This window comes from Microcoleus sp. PH2017_05_CCC_O_A (genome assembly GCF_020738785.1).
Lineage (GTDB): Bacteria > Cyanobacteriota > Cyanobacteriia > Cyanobacteriales > Microcoleaceae > Microcoleus.
In genome coordinates this window covers 1-18,348 of record NZ_JAEQCB010000016.1, presented here as the reverse complement: position 1 = coordinate 18,348, position 18,348 = coordinate 1, and the positions used below count along the sequence as shown (strand labels likewise).

Annotated in this window: 18 protein-coding genes; 11 read left to right on the top strand and 7 right to left on the bottom strand. The window is 44.9% G+C overall.

Annotated features, from left to right (window positions below):
* Positions 1-83: 83 nt before the first annotated feature.
* Complete coding sequence (locus tag JGK20_RS05355) at positions 84-383, bottom strand: hypothetical protein (protein ID WP_293229661.1); 300 nt, start codon at positions 381-383, stop codon at positions 84-86.
* A 242-nt stretch (positions 384-625) separates the two neighbouring features.
* On the opposite strand from JGK20_RS05355, the gene JGK20_RS05350 reads away from it, so the two are divergent.
* Positions 626-1,252 (top strand): hypothetical protein, encoded by a 627-nt coding sequence (locus JGK20_RS05350; RefSeq protein WP_293178440.1) that lies wholly within the window; start codon positions 626-628, stop codon positions 1,250-1,252.
* Here the strand turns inward: JGK20_RS05350 and cobS are convergent.
* Positions 1,249-2,043 (bottom strand): adenosylcobinamide-GDP ribazoletransferase, encoded by a 795-nt coding sequence (cobS, locus tag JGK20_RS05345; RefSeq protein ID WP_293178443.1) that lies wholly within the window; start codon positions 2,041-2,043, stop codon positions 1,249-1,251. The genes JGK20_RS05350 and cobS overlap by 4 nt on opposite strands.
* 548 nt (positions 2,044-2,591) lie before the next feature.
* Here cobS and JGK20_RS05340 point away from each other — a divergent pair.
* The 3 genes from JGK20_RS05340 (at position 2,592) to JGK20_RS05330 (ending at position 4,593) form a co-directional block, all read left to right on the top strand.
* Positions 2,592-3,038, top strand: a complete 447-nt coding sequence (locus tag JGK20_RS05340) for a hypothetical protein (RefSeq protein WP_293219733.1) — start codon at positions 2,592-2,594, stop codon at positions 3,036-3,038.
* Between the two features lie 226 nt (positions 3,039-3,264).
* Entirely contained in the window at positions 3,265-4,395 is a 1,131-nt protein-coding gene (tgt, locus tag JGK20_RS05335) for a tRNA guanosine(34) transglycosylase Tgt (RefSeq protein ID WP_293178449.1), read from the top strand.
* 60 nt (positions 4,396-4,455) lie between these two features.
* Entirely contained in the window at positions 4,456-4,593 is a 138-nt protein-coding gene (locus JGK20_RS05330) for a photosystem II reaction center protein K (RefSeq protein ID WP_293149949.1), read from the top strand.
* 159 nt (positions 4,594-4,752) lie between these two features.
* Here the strand turns inward: JGK20_RS05330 and JGK20_RS05325 are convergent, their stop codons facing one another.
* Positions 4,753-5,307 (bottom strand): glutathione S-transferase family protein, encoded by a 555-nt coding sequence (locus JGK20_RS05325; protein WP_293178452.1) that lies wholly within the window; start codon positions 5,305-5,307, stop codon positions 4,753-4,755.
* A 573-nt stretch (positions 5,308-5,880) separates the two neighbouring features.
* On the opposite strand from JGK20_RS05325, the gene JGK20_RS05320 reads away from it, so the two are divergent.
* The 3 genes from JGK20_RS05320 (at position 5,881) to JGK20_RS05310 (ending at position 8,676) form a co-directional block, all read left to right on the top strand.
* A complete protein-coding gene (locus JGK20_RS05320; protein ID WP_293196486.1) occupies positions 5,881-6,480 on the top strand; it encodes a cytochrome b/b6 domain-containing protein in 600 nt (199 codons plus the stop codon).
* Positions 6,481-6,808: 328 nt separating this feature from the next.
* Positions 6,809-8,389, top strand: a complete 1,581-nt coding sequence (locus JGK20_RS05315; protein ID WP_293189883.1) for an SDR family NAD(P)-dependent oxidoreductase — start codon at positions 6,809-6,811, stop codon at positions 8,387-8,389.
* A gap of 8 nt (positions 8,390-8,397) precedes the next feature.
* On the top strand, positions 8,398-8,676 hold the full coding sequence (locus JGK20_RS05310) for a hypothetical protein (RefSeq protein WP_293189885.1): 279 nt from the start codon (positions 8,398-8,400) through the stop codon (positions 8,674-8,676).
* A gap of 162 nt (positions 8,677-8,838) precedes the next feature.
* On the opposite strand, the gene JGK20_RS05305 is transcribed toward JGK20_RS05310, so the two are convergent.
* Complete coding sequence (locus tag JGK20_RS05305) at positions 8,839-11,217, bottom strand: cache domain-containing protein (protein WP_293189887.1); 2,379 nt, start codon at positions 11,215-11,217, stop codon at positions 8,839-8,841.
* 289 nt (positions 11,218-11,506) lie between these two features.
* Here JGK20_RS05305 and JGK20_RS05300 point away from each other — a divergent pair, with 289 nt between their 5' ends.
* Positions 11,507-11,671, top strand: a complete 165-nt coding sequence (locus JGK20_RS05300; RefSeq protein WP_293178467.1) for a hypothetical protein — start codon at positions 11,507-11,509, stop codon at positions 11,669-11,671.
* A gap of 238 nt (positions 11,672-11,909) precedes the next feature.
* On the opposite strand, the gene JGK20_RS05295 is transcribed toward JGK20_RS05300, so the two are convergent.
* From JGK20_RS05295 to JGK20_RS05285, 3 genes are all read right to left on the bottom strand, one after another.
* Complete coding sequence (locus JGK20_RS05295; RefSeq protein WP_293178469.1) at positions 11,910-12,374, bottom strand: hypothetical protein; 465 nt, start codon at positions 12,372-12,374, stop codon at positions 11,910-11,912.
* Between the two features lie 176 nt (positions 12,375-12,550).
* Positions 12,551-13,111, bottom strand: a complete 561-nt coding sequence (locus JGK20_RS05290) for a sugar O-acetyltransferase (RefSeq protein ID WP_293178472.1) — start codon at positions 13,109-13,111, stop codon at positions 12,551-12,553.
* Between the two features lie 178 nt (positions 13,112-13,289).
* Entirely contained in the window at positions 13,290-14,009 is a 720-nt protein-coding gene (locus tag JGK20_RS05285; RefSeq protein ID WP_293178475.1) for an MBL fold metallo-hydrolase, read from the bottom strand.
* A 30-nt stretch (positions 14,010-14,039) separates the two neighbouring features.
* Here JGK20_RS05285 and JGK20_RS05280 point away from each other — a divergent pair, with 30 nt between their 5' ends.
* The 3 genes from JGK20_RS05280 to JGK20_RS05270 all read left to right on the top strand — a co-directional run bounded on the left by JGK20_RS05280 (position 14,040) and on the right by JGK20_RS05270 (position 17,992).
* Positions 14,040-15,512 (top strand): site-2 protease family protein, encoded by a 1,473-nt coding sequence (locus JGK20_RS05280; RefSeq protein ID WP_293189890.1) that lies wholly within the window; start codon positions 14,040-14,042, stop codon positions 15,510-15,512.
* A gap of 750 nt (positions 15,513-16,262) precedes the next feature.
* Complete coding sequence (locus tag JGK20_RS05275; RefSeq protein WP_293229658.1) at positions 16,263-16,745, top strand: hypothetical protein; 483 nt, start codon at positions 16,263-16,265, stop codon at positions 16,743-16,745.
* 164 nt (positions 16,746-16,909) lie between these two features.
* On the top strand, positions 16,910-17,992 hold the full coding sequence (locus JGK20_RS05270) for a DUF6745 domain-containing protein (protein WP_293229656.1): 1,083 nt from the start codon (positions 16,910-16,912) through the stop codon (positions 17,990-17,992).
* Positions 17,993-18,348: the final 356 nt, after the last annotated feature.

Below are 18,348 nucleotides of genomic sequence, written 5' to 3'. Positions count from 1 at the left end.
GACTTCAGTCCTCATCAAAGGAGAGAGGACTGAAGTCTTTACTACGAACTTATTTAATTGTCGTCGTGACTTTTGAGATGATATTAATGGTGCAGCAGGTGCGATAAGCTTTCAGCAGCATGGGCGATCGCACTTGGAGTAGCTTCGCAACCCGCGGCTTCGGCGGCACAGTGGCTGGCGTGGAGTGCGTGTCCGACTGTTTTCGCCCCAGAGTCGATCGCGCCGTCAGCTACAAAACCATTAGCTTCGTACTGGCCCATTTCGGCTTGCATCTTCTTGTTAAACTCAGATTGATTCGGTTCCCAGTTGCGGACTGTTTGGACAATCTCGATCCCAGCCCAAATTAGCATTCCGAGGACGATCGCAGCAATCAAGTATTCCATAGCTTTTACACAAATTGAGGTTAGCTTTATCTAATTTAACGCAGCAATTGGCAGCAGGCAGGATAAAATACATCAGATGCGAGTTCGGATTTCCGCCTATTCTAGTTTTCGGCAGCCGGATAGTTCGGCACTCAAGTAATAGTTTTAACAATCGATAACAAAGTAACTATTTTAGAGTTTAACTTAATTTATACCGTAATTTAAACCGAAACAAAATTTATAATCGTGAAGGATAAAAAATTATGCCATACAGTCAATTTACTACGATCGCCAAAGCGAAACAAGCTTTCGGTCTGACAGTCCAAGAAGGAACTCGCTTTATACCTCCGCTAAGCCCGATCGCACCCTCAGACATCCTCAGCGGCACCCTCCAAGATAGCCTCCCCATCGTCGCTACATCGGGAAGTGAAAAAGCGCGATCGGAAGGGATTATCTATCCGGTGCTGCTGGAAGTGAGGCGGATTCTCGATCGCCAAATTAGCCTTTTCTCCGGCGAAGATTTCACGATCGACGAAGCTGTCGGACTGAATGGAGTGTTTGATTTTCTGCTGGCGCGATCGTCCGAAGTGCTAGAAATTGAAGCCCCCGCCGTTGTAATTGTCGAAGCTAAAAAGACCGACCTCAAAAGCGGATTGGGTCAATGTATTGCCGAAATGGTTGCCGCTCAACGCTTTAATCAAGCCAAAGAAAAAAACATCCCCATCATCTATGGGAGCGTGAGTAATGGCATTCAATGGCAATTTATCAAACTCGAAAACCAAATTGTGACGATCGACTTATCCGTCTATCCTCTGCCCCCAGTCGAGCAAATCCTCAGCTTTTTCGTTTGGATGATCCAGAATGGTGCTGTTAACTCAGAAACAATTTAACCTTGCAATGCCGCCAACAGACATAACAACAAAGCCTCAGTCCACTCAACAACAGCACCGTAAGTATCGCCCGTGTGGCCGCCCAAACGGTGGTTAAACCAGGCTCCGGCAAAAATTCCGATCGCACTTCCCCCCAAAGCCATCCCCACTGCCAACAGCCAGCGATCGCCCTCCAAGACAACTTGCAACACGCTCAAACTCAGCAGCAACAGCACTCCTGGGATAAAATCAAAAGGTGAATAAATCGATTCTTTATGAAAAGCTCCCTTCCCCTCCGGGCGGAGATACGGATAGCGGGCGATCGCCACCAGTTGGGCCCACCTCCCCCAACCCGCCACACCCATCAAAGCCAACCACCGATAGTTACTCAAGTCCGAGAGCGCGGCAGTTTTGAGCAGGACGATCGCGATCGCAGCCATCGCTCCAAAAGCCCCTGTAACGCTGTCCCGCATCACTTCCAGCCTGCGAACCGGGTCGGGGACTGCCAGCCCGTCCGCCGCGTCCATCGCCCCGTCTAGGTGCAGCCCGCCAGTCACCGCGATGCCTAAAACTACCACCAATGCCGATCGAGTCAGAGCAGGCATACCCAACAACTGCAACCCAAAATCCGCGAGTCCCAGCATCCCACCAATCAAAAGCCCGATCGCCGGTGCCAAGCGAGCAATGCCCCGAAACTCCAAAGTCCAAGACATCGGTACCGGCAAGCAAGTATAAAAAGCGACGGCCGCTGCGATGGCGGCACCTTGATTCCGGAAAAAGTCGATCGTAGAGCGAACCAATTTATCATCCATATTGACACTCCCCGACTATCAAGGTACGGGGATTCTTAAGACATTTCTGTCAAAATATCCCTATTGCTAGGGTTCCCAGGCTGACTACGTTTGCACGCTTAAGTGCGTAATCATATGTCCTCAAAAATGTTTTAGGCGTAGACTTTCCCACCGGGAGGGGGTAGGTTTTTAAATCTTGTCTGATCTGTTTATTCTACCATCTTCATTTGTGAAGATGGATTTGTTATTTTACTTAACAATGGCAAAAAGCCGTCCTATAAGGACGGGGTTTTCAACCCAATTTTTTGATAAGGTAGAAAATTTTTCATGTTGTATGCGGTTGCTAATCCATTAGCCTGTGCCAGAATTGGAATTGTAACAGCCTAGTCCTTTGGATCGGGCATTCCTCCTGCCCGAGCTCTTTTCCCCGGAAAACCTCTGCCGGCAGCGATCCCGAAGATCCCAATCTAAAATGGCTAAACTTAAGATCCGCGTTTCCCGTATCCAGAATTCTAGCTAACTCCCTGATTTCCAAGTCGGGAACATATTACAACAGAGGCTTTTGCTCCATGAGTGACCAATTAAATAACAGGGTAGTTGCTCCTTGCATCATCGATACAGGCATTGTCGTCAACAAGCGCGATATCAAAAGATTGCTGTTTGATTTAGGACGTGTCCGCTACCTTCACATCCAAGATGGCAAGATTTACAGCGAAGGGGAAGGTTATGTGCTCGAAGTCTTCGCCAACCCCGATCGTTCTACCCTGATTGCCAACCACGCGCTTTATTTGAACGTATATAGTTTTGATTACCTGGAACTTAAACAGTCCCCAGAAGAAGGTTCTTATTTTGACCTGATGCAAGATGGACGGCAGTTGCGGTTAATTCCTCTCTCCAATCCCTTGCAAGAACAAGTCGCCCGGAATTTAAATGCTGCGGCTTTAGATGCGGTAGTCGATCAGGTACTCTCAGGAAATTGGGATCTGCAATTGGATGAGGATGATTCTCCGTTTTAATCGTCAGTCAGTCGATTTTAGATTTTAGATTTTAGATTTTAGATTTCCTCGCAGCTTTGAATCTGGGAGGTAGAGTTAAGGTCTAAAATTTTTTGCTCTCCACGACGATTGTCGGAAACTTGTCTCCGTTTTTGGGCGGGGTCATGGTTTTTTTTGTCGCGATGTCAACAACAATAGATTACATAACACGGACTGCCCAGTAGCGGTTAACGATCGACGGTGACTAATGACTGAAGACAAGGCAAAATTTTCTTTTAAATGTCAGGCTAATTGCAGCCATACCCAAGCACGTGCAGGGGTTTTTGCGACTCCCCACGGTATTGTGGAAACGCCTAAATTTATGCCGGTGGGGACGCTGGCTAATGTCAAAACCTTGACACCGGCACATCTTGAGGACGCAGGTTCTCAAATGGTTTTGGCAAATACTTATCATTTGCACTTGCAGCCCGGGGAAGCGATTGTCGCCGGCGCGGGCGGATTGCACAAATTCATGGCTTGGCCTGGCCCGATTCTGACGGATTCGGGTGGCTTTCAGGTGTTTAGCTTGAGCCAAATGCGGACTATTTCTGAGAATGGGGTGACTTTTCGAGCTCCCCGCGACGGCCGCATCATTAATTTAACGCCGGAAAAGTCGATCGAGATTCAGAACGAGTTGGGCGCTGACGTGATTATGGCCTTCGATGAGTGTCCGCCTTACCCCGCTACACGGGACGAGGTGGAGGCGGCCACAGATCGCACTTACCGCTGGCTGCAACGCTGTATGCAAGCTCACTCACGCCCGGAGCAAGCTTTGTTCGGTATCGTCCAGGGGGGCGTTTTCCCAGATTTGCGATCGCGCGCGGCGAACCAGTTGGTAGACTTGGATTTGCCCGGTTATGCGATCGGCGGAGTTAGCGTCGGCGAATCGGGGGATTTGATCGCAGATATTGTGAGAGTTACTGCGCCCCTGTTACCGGCAAATAAACCCCGTTATTTGATGGGGATTGGCACCTATCGCGAAATGGCCTTGGCTGTGGCGAGTGGCGTAGATATGTTTGACTGCGTGATTCCGACTCGGCTGGGCCGTCACGGCACGGCTTTTGTGCGTGGGGAACGCTGGAATTTGAAAAATGCTCGGTTTCGGGAGGATTTTGCTCCGCTGGATGAGTCTTGTCCTTGCTATACCTGCCAAAAATTCAGCCGGGCTTATTTGGCACATTTGGCGCGGGCTAAGGAAGCACTCAGCTATACTTTGCTGGCGCTGCACAACGTGACAGAGTTGATTCGCTTTACTGGGAGGATGCGGGAGGCGATTTTGGCCGATCGATTTACTGAAGAGTTTGCCCACTGGCTGGCACCAACTGTCGATCGATCTTGATTGGCTTTGGTGAAGATATGCGACAATTATTAAAATTGTGTTGGATAGGTAGGTTGATTCATGGAAGCTGCATTACTGTTGGCTAAACTCCCCGAAGCTTATGCGATCTTTGATCCTTTGATTAATGTTTTGCCAGTGATTCCCGTGTTTTTCTTGCTGCTGGCTTTTGTCTGGCAAGCGGCTGTCGGGTTCAGATAAGTTTCATTTCATTAAAAAGCAGGGGCAATTTACCAATTGCCCCTGCTTTTAGCTGTTGAGTTTTTGAGCCGATCTCGTTTACGGTTATTTTGGAATTATTTAACCGCAGAGAACGCAGAGAAAGAGCCCAGAGAGCTGAATAATTTTGATATGCTATGTTTAGCCCTGGCCCATCGCAATTTTAAATGCCGGTCTTTCTGAGATGCGCTTCATGTAATCTAAAACAGCCGGGTAAGGACTGAGATCGACTTGTAGCATCATCGGAATGTAAATCAACATCGATCCGACTGCTGCGTCAGCGACACCGAATTCATCGCCCATTAAAAACTGCTGTTTCTCGAAAATGCTATTTAATGGTTGTAACAATTTCGGGGTTTCGCGATCGCGGCTGGCTTCGACAAATATTCCCGGGCCGAGAGTGGCGTTAGCAAAGATGACCCACTGCACGATTTCGGCTTGTTTTTCCACAGTGTCCGGCATCTTACCATATTTTTGAGCTAAATACAGCAAAATTGCCCCGGACTCCCAAAGTTTAAAATCTCCGTCCACAATAGCTGGTACTTTGCCGATCGGGTTAATTTCCAGAAACTCAGGCTGCAAGTGTTCCGCTGCTTGCATATCCAGCAAGACGAATTCGTAAGGAACCGCTATTTCTTCGAGATACCACTTGACAATTGAGGCCCTACTGCGACCTTGGCCGTAAAGTTTTAGCACGGAATTTTTATCCTTGTAATGCAATATTGTTGTTATAGCATTTTTGGTCAGTTGACAGTTGATAGTTGATAGTTGATAGTTGTCAGTTGATAGTTGTTGATTGGGAATTAGCCATTTGAAATTAGAACCTTCTGAGAATGCTGATGTTACGGGATCATCTCAGTTTTGCATTTACAGTGCGAGCTCTTAAGCTCGCACTACCTACCATAAAAAATGCTTCTTGCAAAACAATGACTAATAACGTTCGCGAGCCGGGGACAGCGCTACCGATTACTGACTAATGACTAATAACGTTCGCGAGCCGGGGACAGCGCTACCGATTACTGACCCATAACTAATGGCACTTCTGTTAAGTGTAAAAACAAGATTCTGCCATCCATTTTTGTTAACTATGAGATGTTATAATTACAATATTCTAATCGACTGTTTTAGTTTACACTAAACTTTAGTAAAATAGCAATATTTCATAATTCATTCATTTTTACGTCACATTTGTTTCACAATTGACTGTTGAAAAATGCCGGGATTAGCTGTATTATATGGCAGACTATTTATCAAGTCACAAAATTCAGAATGCCACAATCTCGACCTTACCAACCATTGCTGCTGAGATTACTGCACGGGGCTAACGCTGCGATCGCCCTTTTATCAATTTTGAGCGCATTTATAGTGTACAACACCTATGACGGGCGCTTCGGGAAAGTCCCCGTGCCTCGGATTGCAGACATTATCGGGATTCACGGCACTTTTGGCAAGCTGTTAATTTTAGGAGTGATGCCAGCTTTTGCATTGTATAGTTTCCATGCAGGTCAAAGACGGTTGGTGCAGCAAGATTCTTTTGCCAAACTGGCGCAGTTGGGAACACCGATTTGGTGGTACAGTTTGCACCGGATTGTGAATACTTTGATGTTGTTAGCGCTCACTTTTGCGATCGCATCTGGCAGTATGGTTAAGGAAGAATGGCTGCCGGCTGGGGATTTGACACAGGTTTGGTATTATTTGCACCTCTCTGGTTGGGTGGTATTGGTGTTTTGTCTGCTAATACACTTGTTGATGAGTGCGAAGGTGGGAGGTTGGCCCCTAATTTTGTCGATGTTCGATCGCAAATACCGCCCGGAGGATTCACCGGCTGTTTGGTGGCGGAAAATTCGCTCTTTTGTCGATCGCTCTTAATCGAGAACCCATTGATTGTGCATTATTTCTGGTAAAATCACCACAGACCAAACTATTTAACAAGTGATCGTAAAGGTAATGAGGTATGTTGTTGGGCTTAAGCCCTCTTATATTTATTATCTAGTAAGCAATGCCGAATCAAAAACTCCATTTATAGTCAGCTATACTTTATATTTCTGAGAAAGGCTATAGCCTTTCTCAAAAAAATGAGGTATGACTGACAGCTTATAAAACCACTAAACTAAGAAGGGCTGAAGCCCAACAACGTACCTCATCTTTCTGACAAAGGCTATAATAACTCCCAACAACCTCAAAAATCAATTAATTTATGCAAGTTTGTCTCGTTACAGGTGGTAATTCCGGTGTGGGTTTAATGACATCTTTAGGTTTAGCTAAATTAGGACATCATGTCTTTATTGCTTGTCGTTCCCAAGAAAAAGCTAAAAGCGCGATCGCCTACATCCGTGAAACCACTGGAAATCCCAATATAGAATATTTACCCTTAAATCTCGCCTCCTTAGAGTCAGTGCGTCACTGTGTCAAGCTATTTCAAGACCGAAATTTGCCCTTACATATCCTCGTCAATAATGCCGGAATATTCGATGCCAGAGGCATGACTCAAGAAGGATTTGAGTTGATTTGGGGAACAAATTATTTAGGTCATTTTCTTCTGACTTATTTATTATTATCTAAAATACCAGATTTTCCCTCAAGTCGCGTGATTTTCGTCTCCTCAGATTTAGCATTAAAACCAACTCAAATTAACTGGGATTTATTTGTCAAAAAAACACCCTTAAATTTTATCGAATCATATAACCAGTCAAAACTTTGCCTGTTGCTCTTAACCAGACAACTTGCCCAAAAATTAACCAATGTCACAGTTAACGCAGTTCATCCAGGTTTTGTCCAATCTAATATTACCATCGGTCATCGTTTGAGCAAATATCTCGGTTTAGGAATTAGTCCAGAAAACGGAGCTTATAGCAGTCTCTTATGTGCAAATTCTCCAGAATTTGAGTTGATCGCAGGTAAATTTTTAGGTCGAACAGGACAAGAAATAACATTACCTGTATTAGCACAAAATAATGATTTATGCCAACAGTTATGGGAAAAAAGTTTATTATGGACTGGCTGCAATCAATCCGTCCAGAAACAAAGAAATAATTATGATGCTACTGATGGGATATGGGGGCCTTACGATCTCAAGTTGAATCAGGATGAACTCGCGACTATTTGCGATCGTATCTTTAAGGAAGTTTTACCAAAACCGCCCGTTAAAGTTTTATTGACTCAGGCATTAAAAGCCCTTTTGAGGTGCCAATTTGGTTCAATTATGTTACTGCTGGTTCAATGTTACAAAGGCCAATTCTATATGGAAAGACATTTAGATTCGGCTGCGGTGTTGCACCTGTGTCAAGATGATAATTTATTGAAAATACTGACAGCTTATTTAGGAGACAATTTACAATTATGGCGGTCAGAATTATGGGTCAATTATCCCTCGCGTCAATTAATTCCTTTTTGGCATCGAGATATTTATCCTAATTTACTGACTGGGGAGGGAAAAACAATTAATATTTATATTGGTTTAACAGAAGTAACGGAGACAAACGGGTTTGAATATATCTCGAAAAGTGACCTCAAAAAATGTCAAGTCAAAATTACCGATTTCTTTAGTGGGAATCATTTTTTTCGAGTTCCCAATGAAGTTGAAGAGAAGGCGATTCCGGTAGTTTTAAAACCCGGTGAGTTTATTTTATTTACCGATCAACTTGTACATCGTTCGATTTATAATAGAAGTGGCAAAGTTCGTCTTTCTTTAACGTTACGAGTCGCCCAACCGAGTATAAAAGTTTTACCAGGTTACACTTCTAATTATCAGGAACCTGTCACTCTGAATTCTAGGTAAGTTGGGGATTGGGGATTAAAATTTTATTTATTTCTTATTTCTTTCTTCTTTGTGGTGAAAGTGAAGAATGTCAGCCAATTAGTGCAGAAGCTGAAGCAGAAGTTGCTCTGACTAGAAATGTGAAGAAGACTTTTTTCAATAACCAATCCGTAAAAAATGGTAACAAGAATAATAGTCCGATCGCTCTTAATGAAAAAATGAACAGAAATATCGTATTAATTGTTGTAGAAGTTTTGGTGATGGGAGGTTGGTTGTTTGCTGTGGCTGCTCCTTTATTATTCCCCTAATCCTATCATATCAAGTTTGGTGAAGAATTTAGAATTAGGTTTGTAGTGAGGACTTCAGTCCTTCATGAATGCGGACTAAAGTCCTCACTACTAACCGATATGAAGCTTTTTGTGGTGAGCGACAAGATTTGTGGCGGGTTTCCTAGGCTGCGGAATACCCGCTCAAAATATCGGCAATTCTATTATAAACTCAGCACCGCCTTCAGTTGGAGATTGAATTTGAGATTGAACTGGAGATTGAACTGTCATGCGCCCGCCATGCAACTCTACAATAATTTTATAGCAAACCGACAGCCCCAATCCTGTAAAATTTTTTAATGATTTAGTATGGTAAAATGGGTCAAATACTCTCTGTTGAATTTCCGGCGGAATTCGGGAACCGTTGTGGGCGATCGATACTGCAATAAATCTGCCTGTTGAATGCTCGACAATATCTGTTTTAATTGTAATAGTTTGATCGAATTTGTCAATCCTGTTAACAGCATCAATCGCCTTGCTGAGGATATTAGCGAATACTTGGCTCAGTTGACCGGGATAACACAAAATTGGTGGTAGGTTGCTGTACTCCTTGATTACTAATATTTTTTTCTCCAGTCGGTGAGCGAGCAACAGTAGAATATTGTCGATGCTTTCGTGAAGGTTGGCGCGTTCTTTGTTGGGTTCATCTGGAAGTGAAATGTTCCGCAAAGCCAGGATGCTCTGGCGTATGCGATCGGTTCCTATTTTCAGAGAGTTGAGAATTTGTGGCAAGTCTTCGCTGATAAAATCTAGGTCGAAGCTCTCTATTTCTTGGGCAATTCGCGGCACAGGTGTGGGATATTGTTCGCGGTAGAGGCGAAGTATCTTCAGCAAATTATTGAGATAATCGTTGACGTGAATCAGACGGCCGTAAATAAAGTTAATTGGGTTGTTAATTTCCTGGGCAATTCCGGTGGCGAGTTGACCGACAATTGTCATTTTTTCGCTTTGTACTAAATGCTCTTCGGTTCTTCTGAGTTGTGCTAATACTTCTTCTAAAAGTTTGAGTTCTTCTTGAATTTGCCCGTGGAGTTGGGATTGGGAAATTGCGATCGCCAGTGAGTCTGCAATTGCCTCCAAAACTTCCACTTCGTCGGGAGTCGCAAACCGCCGATTCGCACAAGCGAACAGATATCCCAGCCGATTAGTCTGAGTCAGTACGGGTACTGCTGCGTAGTGGCTGTCTGTGAGTTCGAGATGCACTGCTTCCTGAGAGTCTGTGGCATCGGGGGCGGAGGTTTTCTTGAGAAGTATCGTTTCGCACCGATGCAGCCGTGCAGCTAAATCTCCAGAGGGCCCTGTTTGGGCGCCGAAGATTCCCAAGCGCCCCGGTAAACCTTCCCGGCAATATTCCCAGCAAAATTCTACAGTATCTTGTCGCGGGTCGTACCAGCCGAAAATTGCCCGATCGAGCTTTAGCAAAGTACCGAGTTCGTCTACTGTAGTTTGCAGGATGCGATCGAGCTCCAAGGAAGCGCGAATGCGGCCTGTCAATCGGTGGAGAAGGGCTTCTGCGCGAGTGCGGATGCACTTTTGGGAAAACAGTTTCAGTGCCACAATTACCGCGAAAATAGCTGCGGCGAACAGTCCGGTGGCTGCTGCTGCTAATCTATTTAAGGCGAACAGTTCTTTTTCGAGATTGTCGCTGGGAATTACTAGGGCGATCGACCATTCAGCTTGTTCTAAAGGAAGATAGGCAACATAAACTCTGGCGTCGTTGATTTGAGTCAGTACAATGCCCGTTTTTTGATAAACCATCTCCCGGACTACATTCGCCAAATTAGGATCTGCGGACTCTAAAAGACTGGGAGCAGCTTTGTCAATATTTCCCATTAACCGAGTGTCGGGATGGACAATCGGCACTCCTTGAGAATTGAGTACAAAAGCGTAACTTCCTGCCTCATATTCCAGCTTTCCCGCTACTTCCCCAATTCTGTCGATAGTAATGACACCGTTCATTACTCCGATCGCCTTTTTTGGTTGATTCTCCTGAGAATTTGACCACACCGGAGCCGAAATGGGAACAATACTTTGTTTTTTGAGCGTGCGAGAAATGGTAGGATCTGAAACATATACTTGCCCAGCCATTGCCTTTTTGAAGTGTTGGCGATCGCTAACGTTAATCAAAGCTCTGCCAACTTTTGTGGTATAATAAGAACCATCTGGTTCGATTAATGCGAAATGCTTGAAGTCTTGCAGTCGATTTACTTCGGATTTTAAATAAGGCCCTGCCACAGACCAATTCATCGATCGCACCGGAGGAGTGTTAGCAAGGGTTTCGAGCTCAGTCTTTCTCGTGCCGATCCAGCGATCGATCTTATTACCGCGCTCCTTAACTTCTAACAAAACATTTCGCTCTAAATTGTTGACAATCAAGCGGCGAACCCTTTGATAGCTGATACAACCAGCGATGCTAGCTGCCATAATTGTTACGCCCAAAATTAACAACGCGATTTTGTAGCGCAGATCGTATTCGCCCTTAAATCTCGCTGGCAATAGTTGAGTTAATTTCCACCACTTCACTTTCGCAAAGCTTCCCATGGTTTGACCAATTTGTGAGATTGAAATTCTCAGCTCACCAGCGATGAACTTGCCCGCCTGTCAGCAGTCTGAAACTACTAGCAATAATTGCGGGGATTTTTGAATTTTTTCCCGCCGGCCCGCTCACCTTGTCTGACTGGAATCAGATTCTACCATATTTTTGAGAAACTACAATATTTATTCAACAATTTAATTATTCAAATTTTTCATAGTTTTGTTAACTGCTATTAATAATTTATGTCAATTGGGCAAGATAGCCCACAAGCACCCGATGTTGAAAAAAAGAGTAAATCTGGGACAGTTGACAGTTTTCATCAGTCAGAAGGAAGAAGAGAGAGGCAAGAAGGCAGATGCCATTCGGATTCGCGAGCGTCAAAAAAAGGAAGAGGGAACAAGAAGGAAGAAGAGAGAGGGAATACACAGCCAGCTTTGTTAGCCACTCATATTTTATGTTTAATTAGGTGGATTGACTGGTTTGGTAATGTTGAAATATATTGCTTTTGTGCAATTAGATAAGGTGCGGACTGCACCCTACATTGATATGTATGGCGTTGCCGCAATCATAAAATATTAAAAGTTTTGAGTTATTGTTGAACGAAAAATTTGTTGTTAAATCTTTAATTCAAATCTCAAAACTTTTTGCGGTGCTAAATAGCTGCTGTTTGGCGATTTATTTATAGAACCTTGTGAGTGTGTTCGTGCTGTTTCACATTGTCTTCAGTGCGAATGACGCGCTCGGTGTTCAGCACTCTTTTGCGTTCTAAGGAATAGGTAAAGTCGTTGCGAACTGTTCCTAAGGGAATGTGAACTTGAGCCTCGGGGCGGATTTTGTAAGTGCGGGCTGCGGCGATCGCCCGAAAGCCAAATTCTTCGCTAAACTGAGCTTCGGCGGGGAATTCCGGCAGCCTTTTGGGTGATTCGCCGTCGAGTATCGAGCCTAAAGTCGTCCCCCAAGCCATTTCATAAGATGTGGGAATTCCCTTGACAATTGCTTGCAAAGCTGCTGAGGGGATAGGTTCGATTACTTTTACTTGATGAACTTCGCCTTCTTCTTTGATGAAGCAGGTGGCTAAACCCACTACTATGTAGTCGTCGGTGCCGAGTTCGGGTGCGCTGGGATAAACTGTTGCAGTCGTCATAAGAAAAGGTTGGTAGTGGAGAAACCGGGAGGGAGAAATTAAGCGATTTGAGATTTTTGCCGGAGATTTTTTCGGGGGATTTTACCTGAAAAATCTCAAACTGGCGGTTCTAGTCTCTAAAATTTTTGTTTAAAGCTCCAAAAAGCCGATCGCGCCAGTTAGTCGATCCTACCACATCAAGGCAACTGCCGGATGATTCGGCAAGGATTCCCCGCCGCCACGACGTTGGCGGGAATATCTTTGACAACAACACTGCCTGCGCCGATCGTGCTATTGTCGCCAATAGTGACTCCCGGGCAAATAATACTTCCGCCGCCAATCCAAACATTATTACCAATATTAATTTCAGAGGCGAGATCTCGGCCAGAAAGTCGGATTTCCGGATCGGTGGGATGAAAAGCAGTGTAAATTTGCACGTTGGGGCCGCACAGCAAATTTTCGCCGATGTTAACTCGATTGCAGTCGAGAATCACGCAGCCAAAATTCATGTACAATCCGTTTCCCGCATAAATATTGCTGCCGAAGTCGCAGTAAAAAGGCGGCTCGATTTCAATTTTGGGGCCGATTGCACCGAACAATTCGCCAAGGATTTCTAACCGTTTCTCAGGTTCGTCTTCGCGGGTAGAATTGTAGATTCTGGCGAGGCGGCGGGCTCGCTGGCGATCGGCAATTAATTGTTCATCCGCAGCTAGATACAATTCGCCGGCGAGCATTTTTTGTTTTTCGGTTTTTTCCATAAGAATCGGCGGTAATAATCGGCCCTAATAATCGGCGGTAATAATCGGCGGAATAACATAAAACGGCGGTTGAAACCGCGTCTACAGAAACAATGTCCACCTCCGTGGACTGAAGAAAATAAGGTAATTTCAACCCAATACGCGATTGATAAGACGGCGGTTGAAACCGCCGTCTCCTTCAACCCGCGGAGGCGGGTTTTGCTTGTATAGACGCGGTTTCAACCGCCCGGTGTTCTTGATTCTGCAAACAAACTGTTAAATCCAGATTAGTTAATTGCTCAAAAGCTCGATCGATCGATCCTTTTCCCCGCAAAAAACCAGTATTCGCAGCGGGGCAGATATATTGAAGAGTCGAAGGCGAAAATCGATCGATAATTGACTGCACGCTGTTAATTTGCCTCGGCCAGTGAAAAGTTTTTGGCGTTCTCTGCGGTACCGGAGCGCCTTCTCGATTGGGGAGCAAGTGTCTGCCGGTAAACAACACTCCACCGCTGCCAGTATCATAAAGGCAAGATGAACCAGGAGAGTGGCCGGGAGTCCACAATGCTTTTATGCGATCGCTCACAGCAAATTCTCGCTCAAAAACCGTCAGTTGCAATCCTGGGAGCAAATAAGCTTCCTGCTCTTGAATCAGGATATCGCAGCCCGTGGCTTCCTGAATCTCCCGCGCCTTGGCGATCGCGCCGCGGTGGGTGAGAAACAGCAGCCGCACGCCGCCGTTTTCCCGCAAAAAGGCTAGGTTAATCTCATCCCAAGCGGGACAATCTACCAGGATGTTCGATTCGTTTTCTACAATGAAATAAGCTGTCGCACCCAGCGTATCCCGGTTAGGTGGGAAAGCAAAAATATTTTCCAGCACGAGCCTGGGCTGTTTGGAGACTGAAGTCTGTTGTTTCAAGGATATATTCAGAGGCATGGAATAAATATTATGTTTTTTTTACTATGGTTGCTTGTATTGGGGTTGATCTCTTACTACTTGTTGCAGAGCAGCACCAGCCGCATCACGCGAACTCCGGTATGGCTGCTGTGGCTGGTAATGATGGCGCCGGCGCTGATTTGGAGCGGTTGGCTTTTAGTTAACGGCGCGAGCAAAAAAGTACCGCCCGAGTTGGTAATTATACCTTTTCTGGTTTGCCCTTTTTTGTACTGGTTTTTGGTACAGTTGGGGCGCAAGCAAATTACCGCCTCCACGGCTGAGCAGATAGCAGGCTCTGGAAGTGAACCGACAGAGCCCAAACCGCCCCTGCGCCCGATCGATTCCGAGGAAGAAGCGAGCTTGCGCGATTGTTTTCCTTGGTCAATTTACTTTTTGCAAGATTTAGAATTTCGCGCGCAGGCTGTCATTTGTCGGGGACAGTTGCGTACGAACCCGGAGGCGGCTTATCAGGCGATTCGGGAGAATGTCCAGAAGCATTTTGGCGATCGCTTTTTAGTCATCTTTCAAAATAGCTTGAGCGGTCAACCTTTTTTTGCCATAGTTCCCAATCCCAGCCACCAATCCGGGGAAACTTCGGTCAAAACTGAATCTGTAACCAGGCCATTTTTTGCATTAGCTTTGGTGCTGATTACGGTGTTTACGACTACAATTGTCGGCTCGCAAATTGCCGGAGTCACTGAAAAAATTTTGCAGTCCAACCCGTATGTGTTGCTTCAGGGTTTGCCTTATTCCTTGGCTCTCATTACAATTTTGGGAATTCACGAATCCGGTCACTATTTAGCTGCCAGATTCTACAAAATTCGCACGACTTTGCCTTATTTTATTCCGGTTCCTTTTTTCTTGGGAACTTTTGGTGCATTCATTCAAATGCGGAGTCCAATTCCCAACCGCCGAGCTTTATTTGATGTCAGTATTGCCGGCCCGCTGGCGGGTTTAGTCGCGACAGTGCCGTTGTTGATTTGGGGTTTGGATCATTCGACAATTGTACCGCTGTCTGACAAGTCGGGAATGTTAAATTTTGACTCTTTTAGTCCGAAATTTTCGCTGCTGATGACTTTGTTGAGCAAGTTAACCTTGGGCGGCGCTTTCAATGCGGAAACTGCGATTAATTTGCATCCGGTAGCGGTGGCGGGCTATTTGGGTTTGATCGTGACTGCATTTAATTTAATGCCTGTGGGACAACTCGACGGCGGGCATATTGTACACGCGATGTTTGGCCAGCGGGCGAGTATGGCGATCGGGCAATTTGCCAGAATTTGTATGCTGCTGCTTTCTTTTTTGGAACAGGGTTTGCTGTTGTGGGCAATTATTTTGTTTTTGACGCCTCTCAACGACGAACCTGCGTTGAATGATGTCAGCGAATTGGACGATAGGCGAGATTTTTTGGGGTTGCTGGCGATCGGGCTTTTGTTAATTATTTTGTTGCCAGCGCCCAAGATACTCCTTCAGTGGTTAAATGTTTAGAAGGAAGAGAGAAGAGGGAGCATCTCTTTTTTGTCATTAATCATTGGGCATTGGGCGAAGCGAAGCGGAGGGATTGGGCGAAGCGAAGCGGAGGGATTGGGCATTAGGGCATTAGTCATTAGGCATTCAGTCGGTCAACTGTCAACTGTCAACTGTCAATGACTTGCGAGCTGAGAAAAGCACTACAAATGCTTTGCGCGCTCGATACTTCCTGGAAAGATGCCAGAGAGAAGAAGGCTCGCTTCGGCTACGCTGGCTGACAAGTCGCTCAGGATAAAAAGAAGGAAGAAAAAATCAGGATTTACTTATCGTCGCGAGATAGAAAAAAGAGAGACGTTCACAAATTCCTTAAGGATTGCTATTGAGAGCCTCTCAGTTTTGTCTTTATAGTGCTGTCCCCGATCGCCCGGGCTTTGTCTAACCCGTGGGATGGGGGACATCACTCACATAAAAAAATGCTCTTTATAAAAATGAGATGCTCCCTTACTATTTAAGCTAGTTTATCATTTTTCAACTCGATTTCTATCTCAAAGTGATGTTTATTTTCACCATAAAGAATTGGTTGAAAACCTCTCCCTTTGAGAGAGAAATTAAAATCATAATATTCATTACTCCAATCCTCTTCCTTCTAGTTAGAGGTCGCTCTCAAACTGTCAACTGTCAACTGTCAACTGTTGAACGAGTTATCTGATAAATATGTCCTACAGAACCTTCACTTTCCAACAATTAAAAGAGCGGTTTGGATTGGAGATGTCACTCAGTCCAATTTTGAGTGCCAAAATTATTCCTTTAGAACCATCCCAATGGCTTTGGAGAGCTCTCGAAATTAGTTCTAACACTGCTGTAACAACAGCAAAAGAACGTTCCGAACGGATTATTTCTCCTATTTTGTTAGAATTTAGAGAAAAAAATCACAGACAATTTTCTGTTTTTTCCGGTTGGGCATTTGATGTAGATGTTTCTCAGGGATTGCATGGAGAATGCGACTTTCTACTTTCTGGGACACCGTTGAATTTTGAAATTAAAGTTCCATTTTTTGCACTTAGAGAAACAAAAGGCGGAGAAATAGAATCTTGTCTGCCGCAGTGTGCTGCACAAATGGTGGCGGCTCAGCTATTTAACGAACGCCAAAAAAACTCAATCCCTGCCGTATTTGGCTGTGTAACTTCGGGGGTTGTCTGGCGGTTTCTTAAATTAAAAGGAAATAATTTAATTATTGATGATGATGTTTAGGGCATAGGGCATAGGCATCGCAGGCATACCTCACTTTTTTGAGAACCGCTATAATTACTATCCTAAAATAGGTTTGTAGTGAGGACTTCAGTCCTTCTCTATTTTTGAGGAATCAAGTCCTAACGATCGCACTAAATTAATTATTCAATCGAAAATAAAACAAGATGAAAGTACCAACGATCGCACTAACTCCCGAACAAACAGCGCTAACTCCCATTTATCGCGAAAAGTGGCGGCAAATTGGACTGTCGATCGCACCACTCGATCGCCCGATCGCGACAGCCGCCATCAACACCGCCTACAACATCATCGGCTTGGGCGAACCGGAAATTATTTTCTGTGACAGCCCTTACATAGCTTTGGAAGCTCTTGAACGGCTAAGGATACGCGATTCGGGTCTGGAAACTGGTAGCGAAATTCGAGACAAAATTCATAATGAATTGTACGATACATTAAGAAGTCAACTCGACCGGAAACTGGAAAATCAGATTTACAGCCAACTCTATAACCCGCTATATGCTCAACTGATAAGTCAATTCCAAATTCACGTTAAAGACGAAGTTTATGCCAAATTAGCAAAGAAGTTGGGCAGCAGATTTCACCAATTTTTTGTCAATATAACCTATAATAATAACTGGATCTTATCCGAACTTTCGGCCTGTCACGGAAGTTGGGTAGATTTTTGTATTGAGGTGTTAGGATTGGAGTGCGATCGCTCTTTGTACTCAGCCTTTAAAGCCTTAGTCGAAAACTGCGGCTGGATTTACCCGTTTGAGAAAAAGTGCTTTGTGTGCGATCGCCCGCGAAGAATTAATTTTGACAGCGAATATTTGCTCCACGCTTTATGTCAGCCCGCCATCGAATTTGCTGACAACTTCAGAGTATACTCTTATCGTGGCGTGCTGTTACCCGAAAGCATCGGTCAAGTTGCGCCGGAGTCTTGGGAGGCTTCATGGCTGCTAAGAGAAAAGAATGCGGAAGTGCGGCGAGTGTTGATTGGGGCGATCGGCTATCCGAAAATTTGTCAAGAATTGCAAGCAATAGAATTGGATACTTGGCAAGAATATACTTTGTTGAAAATTGAGAATGATGTTGACATAGAGCCAATATTTTTGTTGAAGATGACTTGTCCGAGTACGGGACACATTCACGCTTTGCGAGTGCCGCCAAAATTGCTAACGGCTAAAGAAGCAATTAGCTGGGTAAATTGGGGAATAGCGCCCGAAGAATTTAAAGTGCAAACTTGATATCGTGTGCGATCGATTAACCAGCCGTTCGTAGTGCGGACTGAAGTCCGCGGTATTTTGCGGACTGAAGTCCGCACTACAAACCTTACTACAAACCTTTTTTTATGATGGTAATCGATCGCACGCGATCGGACAAAAAAGTTGAGTGTTTGGAGTGCGAGTTTGGAGTTTAGGAACGAAAAGTTAATAACTTATACATATTTGTGGGATGGGCGTCCCGCCCGTCTTTTCGGGACGGGCGGGACGCCCATCCCACAATAATAGACCTCTTGCAAAAATAGTTAGGACGGGCTAGAAGCCCATCCCACAAAAATCTTTTTTCTTGTGGGATGGGCTTCTAGCCCGTCCCAAAATTT

What these genes read in the sequence shown, in the direction of transcription:
- JGK20_RS05355 (WP_293229661.1), bottom strand. Translation starts at nt 383, where the DNA reads ATGGAATACTTGATTGCTGCGATCGTCCTCGGAATGCTAATTTGGGCT.
- JGK20_RS05350 (WP_293178440.1), top strand. Translation starts at nt 626, where the DNA reads ATGCCATACAGTCAATTTACTACGATCGCCAAAGCGAAACAAGCTTTC.
- cobS (WP_293178443.1), bottom strand. Translation starts at nt 2,043, where the DNA reads ATGGATGATAAATTGGTTCGCTCTACGATCGACTTTTTCCGGAATCAA.
- JGK20_RS05340 (WP_293219733.1), top strand. Translation starts at nt 2,592, where the DNA reads ATGAGTGACCAATTAAATAACAGGGTAGTTGCTCCTTGCATCATCGAT.
- tgt (WP_293178449.1), top strand. Translation starts at nt 3,265, where the DNA reads ATGACTGAAGACAAGGCAAAATTTTCTTTTAAATGTCAGGCTAATTGC.
- JGK20_RS05330 (WP_293149949.1), top strand. Translation starts at nt 4,456, where the DNA reads ATGGAAGCTGCATTACTGTTGGCTAAACTCCCCGAAGCTTATGCGATC.
- JGK20_RS05320 (WP_293196486.1), top strand. Translation starts at nt 5,881, where the DNA reads ATGCCACAATCTCGACCTTACCAACCATTGCTGCTGAGATTACTGCAC.
- JGK20_RS05315 (WP_293189883.1), top strand. Translation starts at nt 6,809, where the DNA reads ATGCAAGTTTGTCTCGTTACAGGTGGTAATTCCGGTGTGGGTTTAATG.
- JGK20_RS05300 (WP_293178467.1), top strand. Translation starts at nt 11,507, where the DNA reads ATGTTGAAAAAAAGAGTAAATCTGGGACAGTTGACAGTTTTCATCAGT.
- JGK20_RS05295 (WP_293178469.1), bottom strand. Translation starts at nt 12,374, where the DNA reads ATGACGACTGCAACAGTTTATCCCAGCGCACCCGAACTCGGCACCGAC.
- JGK20_RS05290 (WP_293178472.1), bottom strand. Translation starts at nt 13,111, where the DNA reads ATGGAAAAAACCGAAAAACAAAAAATGCTCGCCGGCGAATTGTATCTA.
- JGK20_RS05280 (WP_293189890.1), top strand. Translation starts at nt 14,040, where the DNA reads ATGTTTTTTTTACTATGGTTGCTTGTATTGGGGTTGATCTCTTACTAC.
- JGK20_RS05275 (WP_293229658.1), top strand. Translation starts at nt 16,263, where the DNA reads ATGTCACTCAGTCCAATTTTGAGTGCCAAAATTATTCCTTTAGAACCA.
- JGK20_RS05270 (WP_293229656.1), top strand. Translation starts at nt 16,910, where the DNA reads ATGAAAGTACCAACGATCGCACTAACTCCCGAACAAACAGCGCTAACT.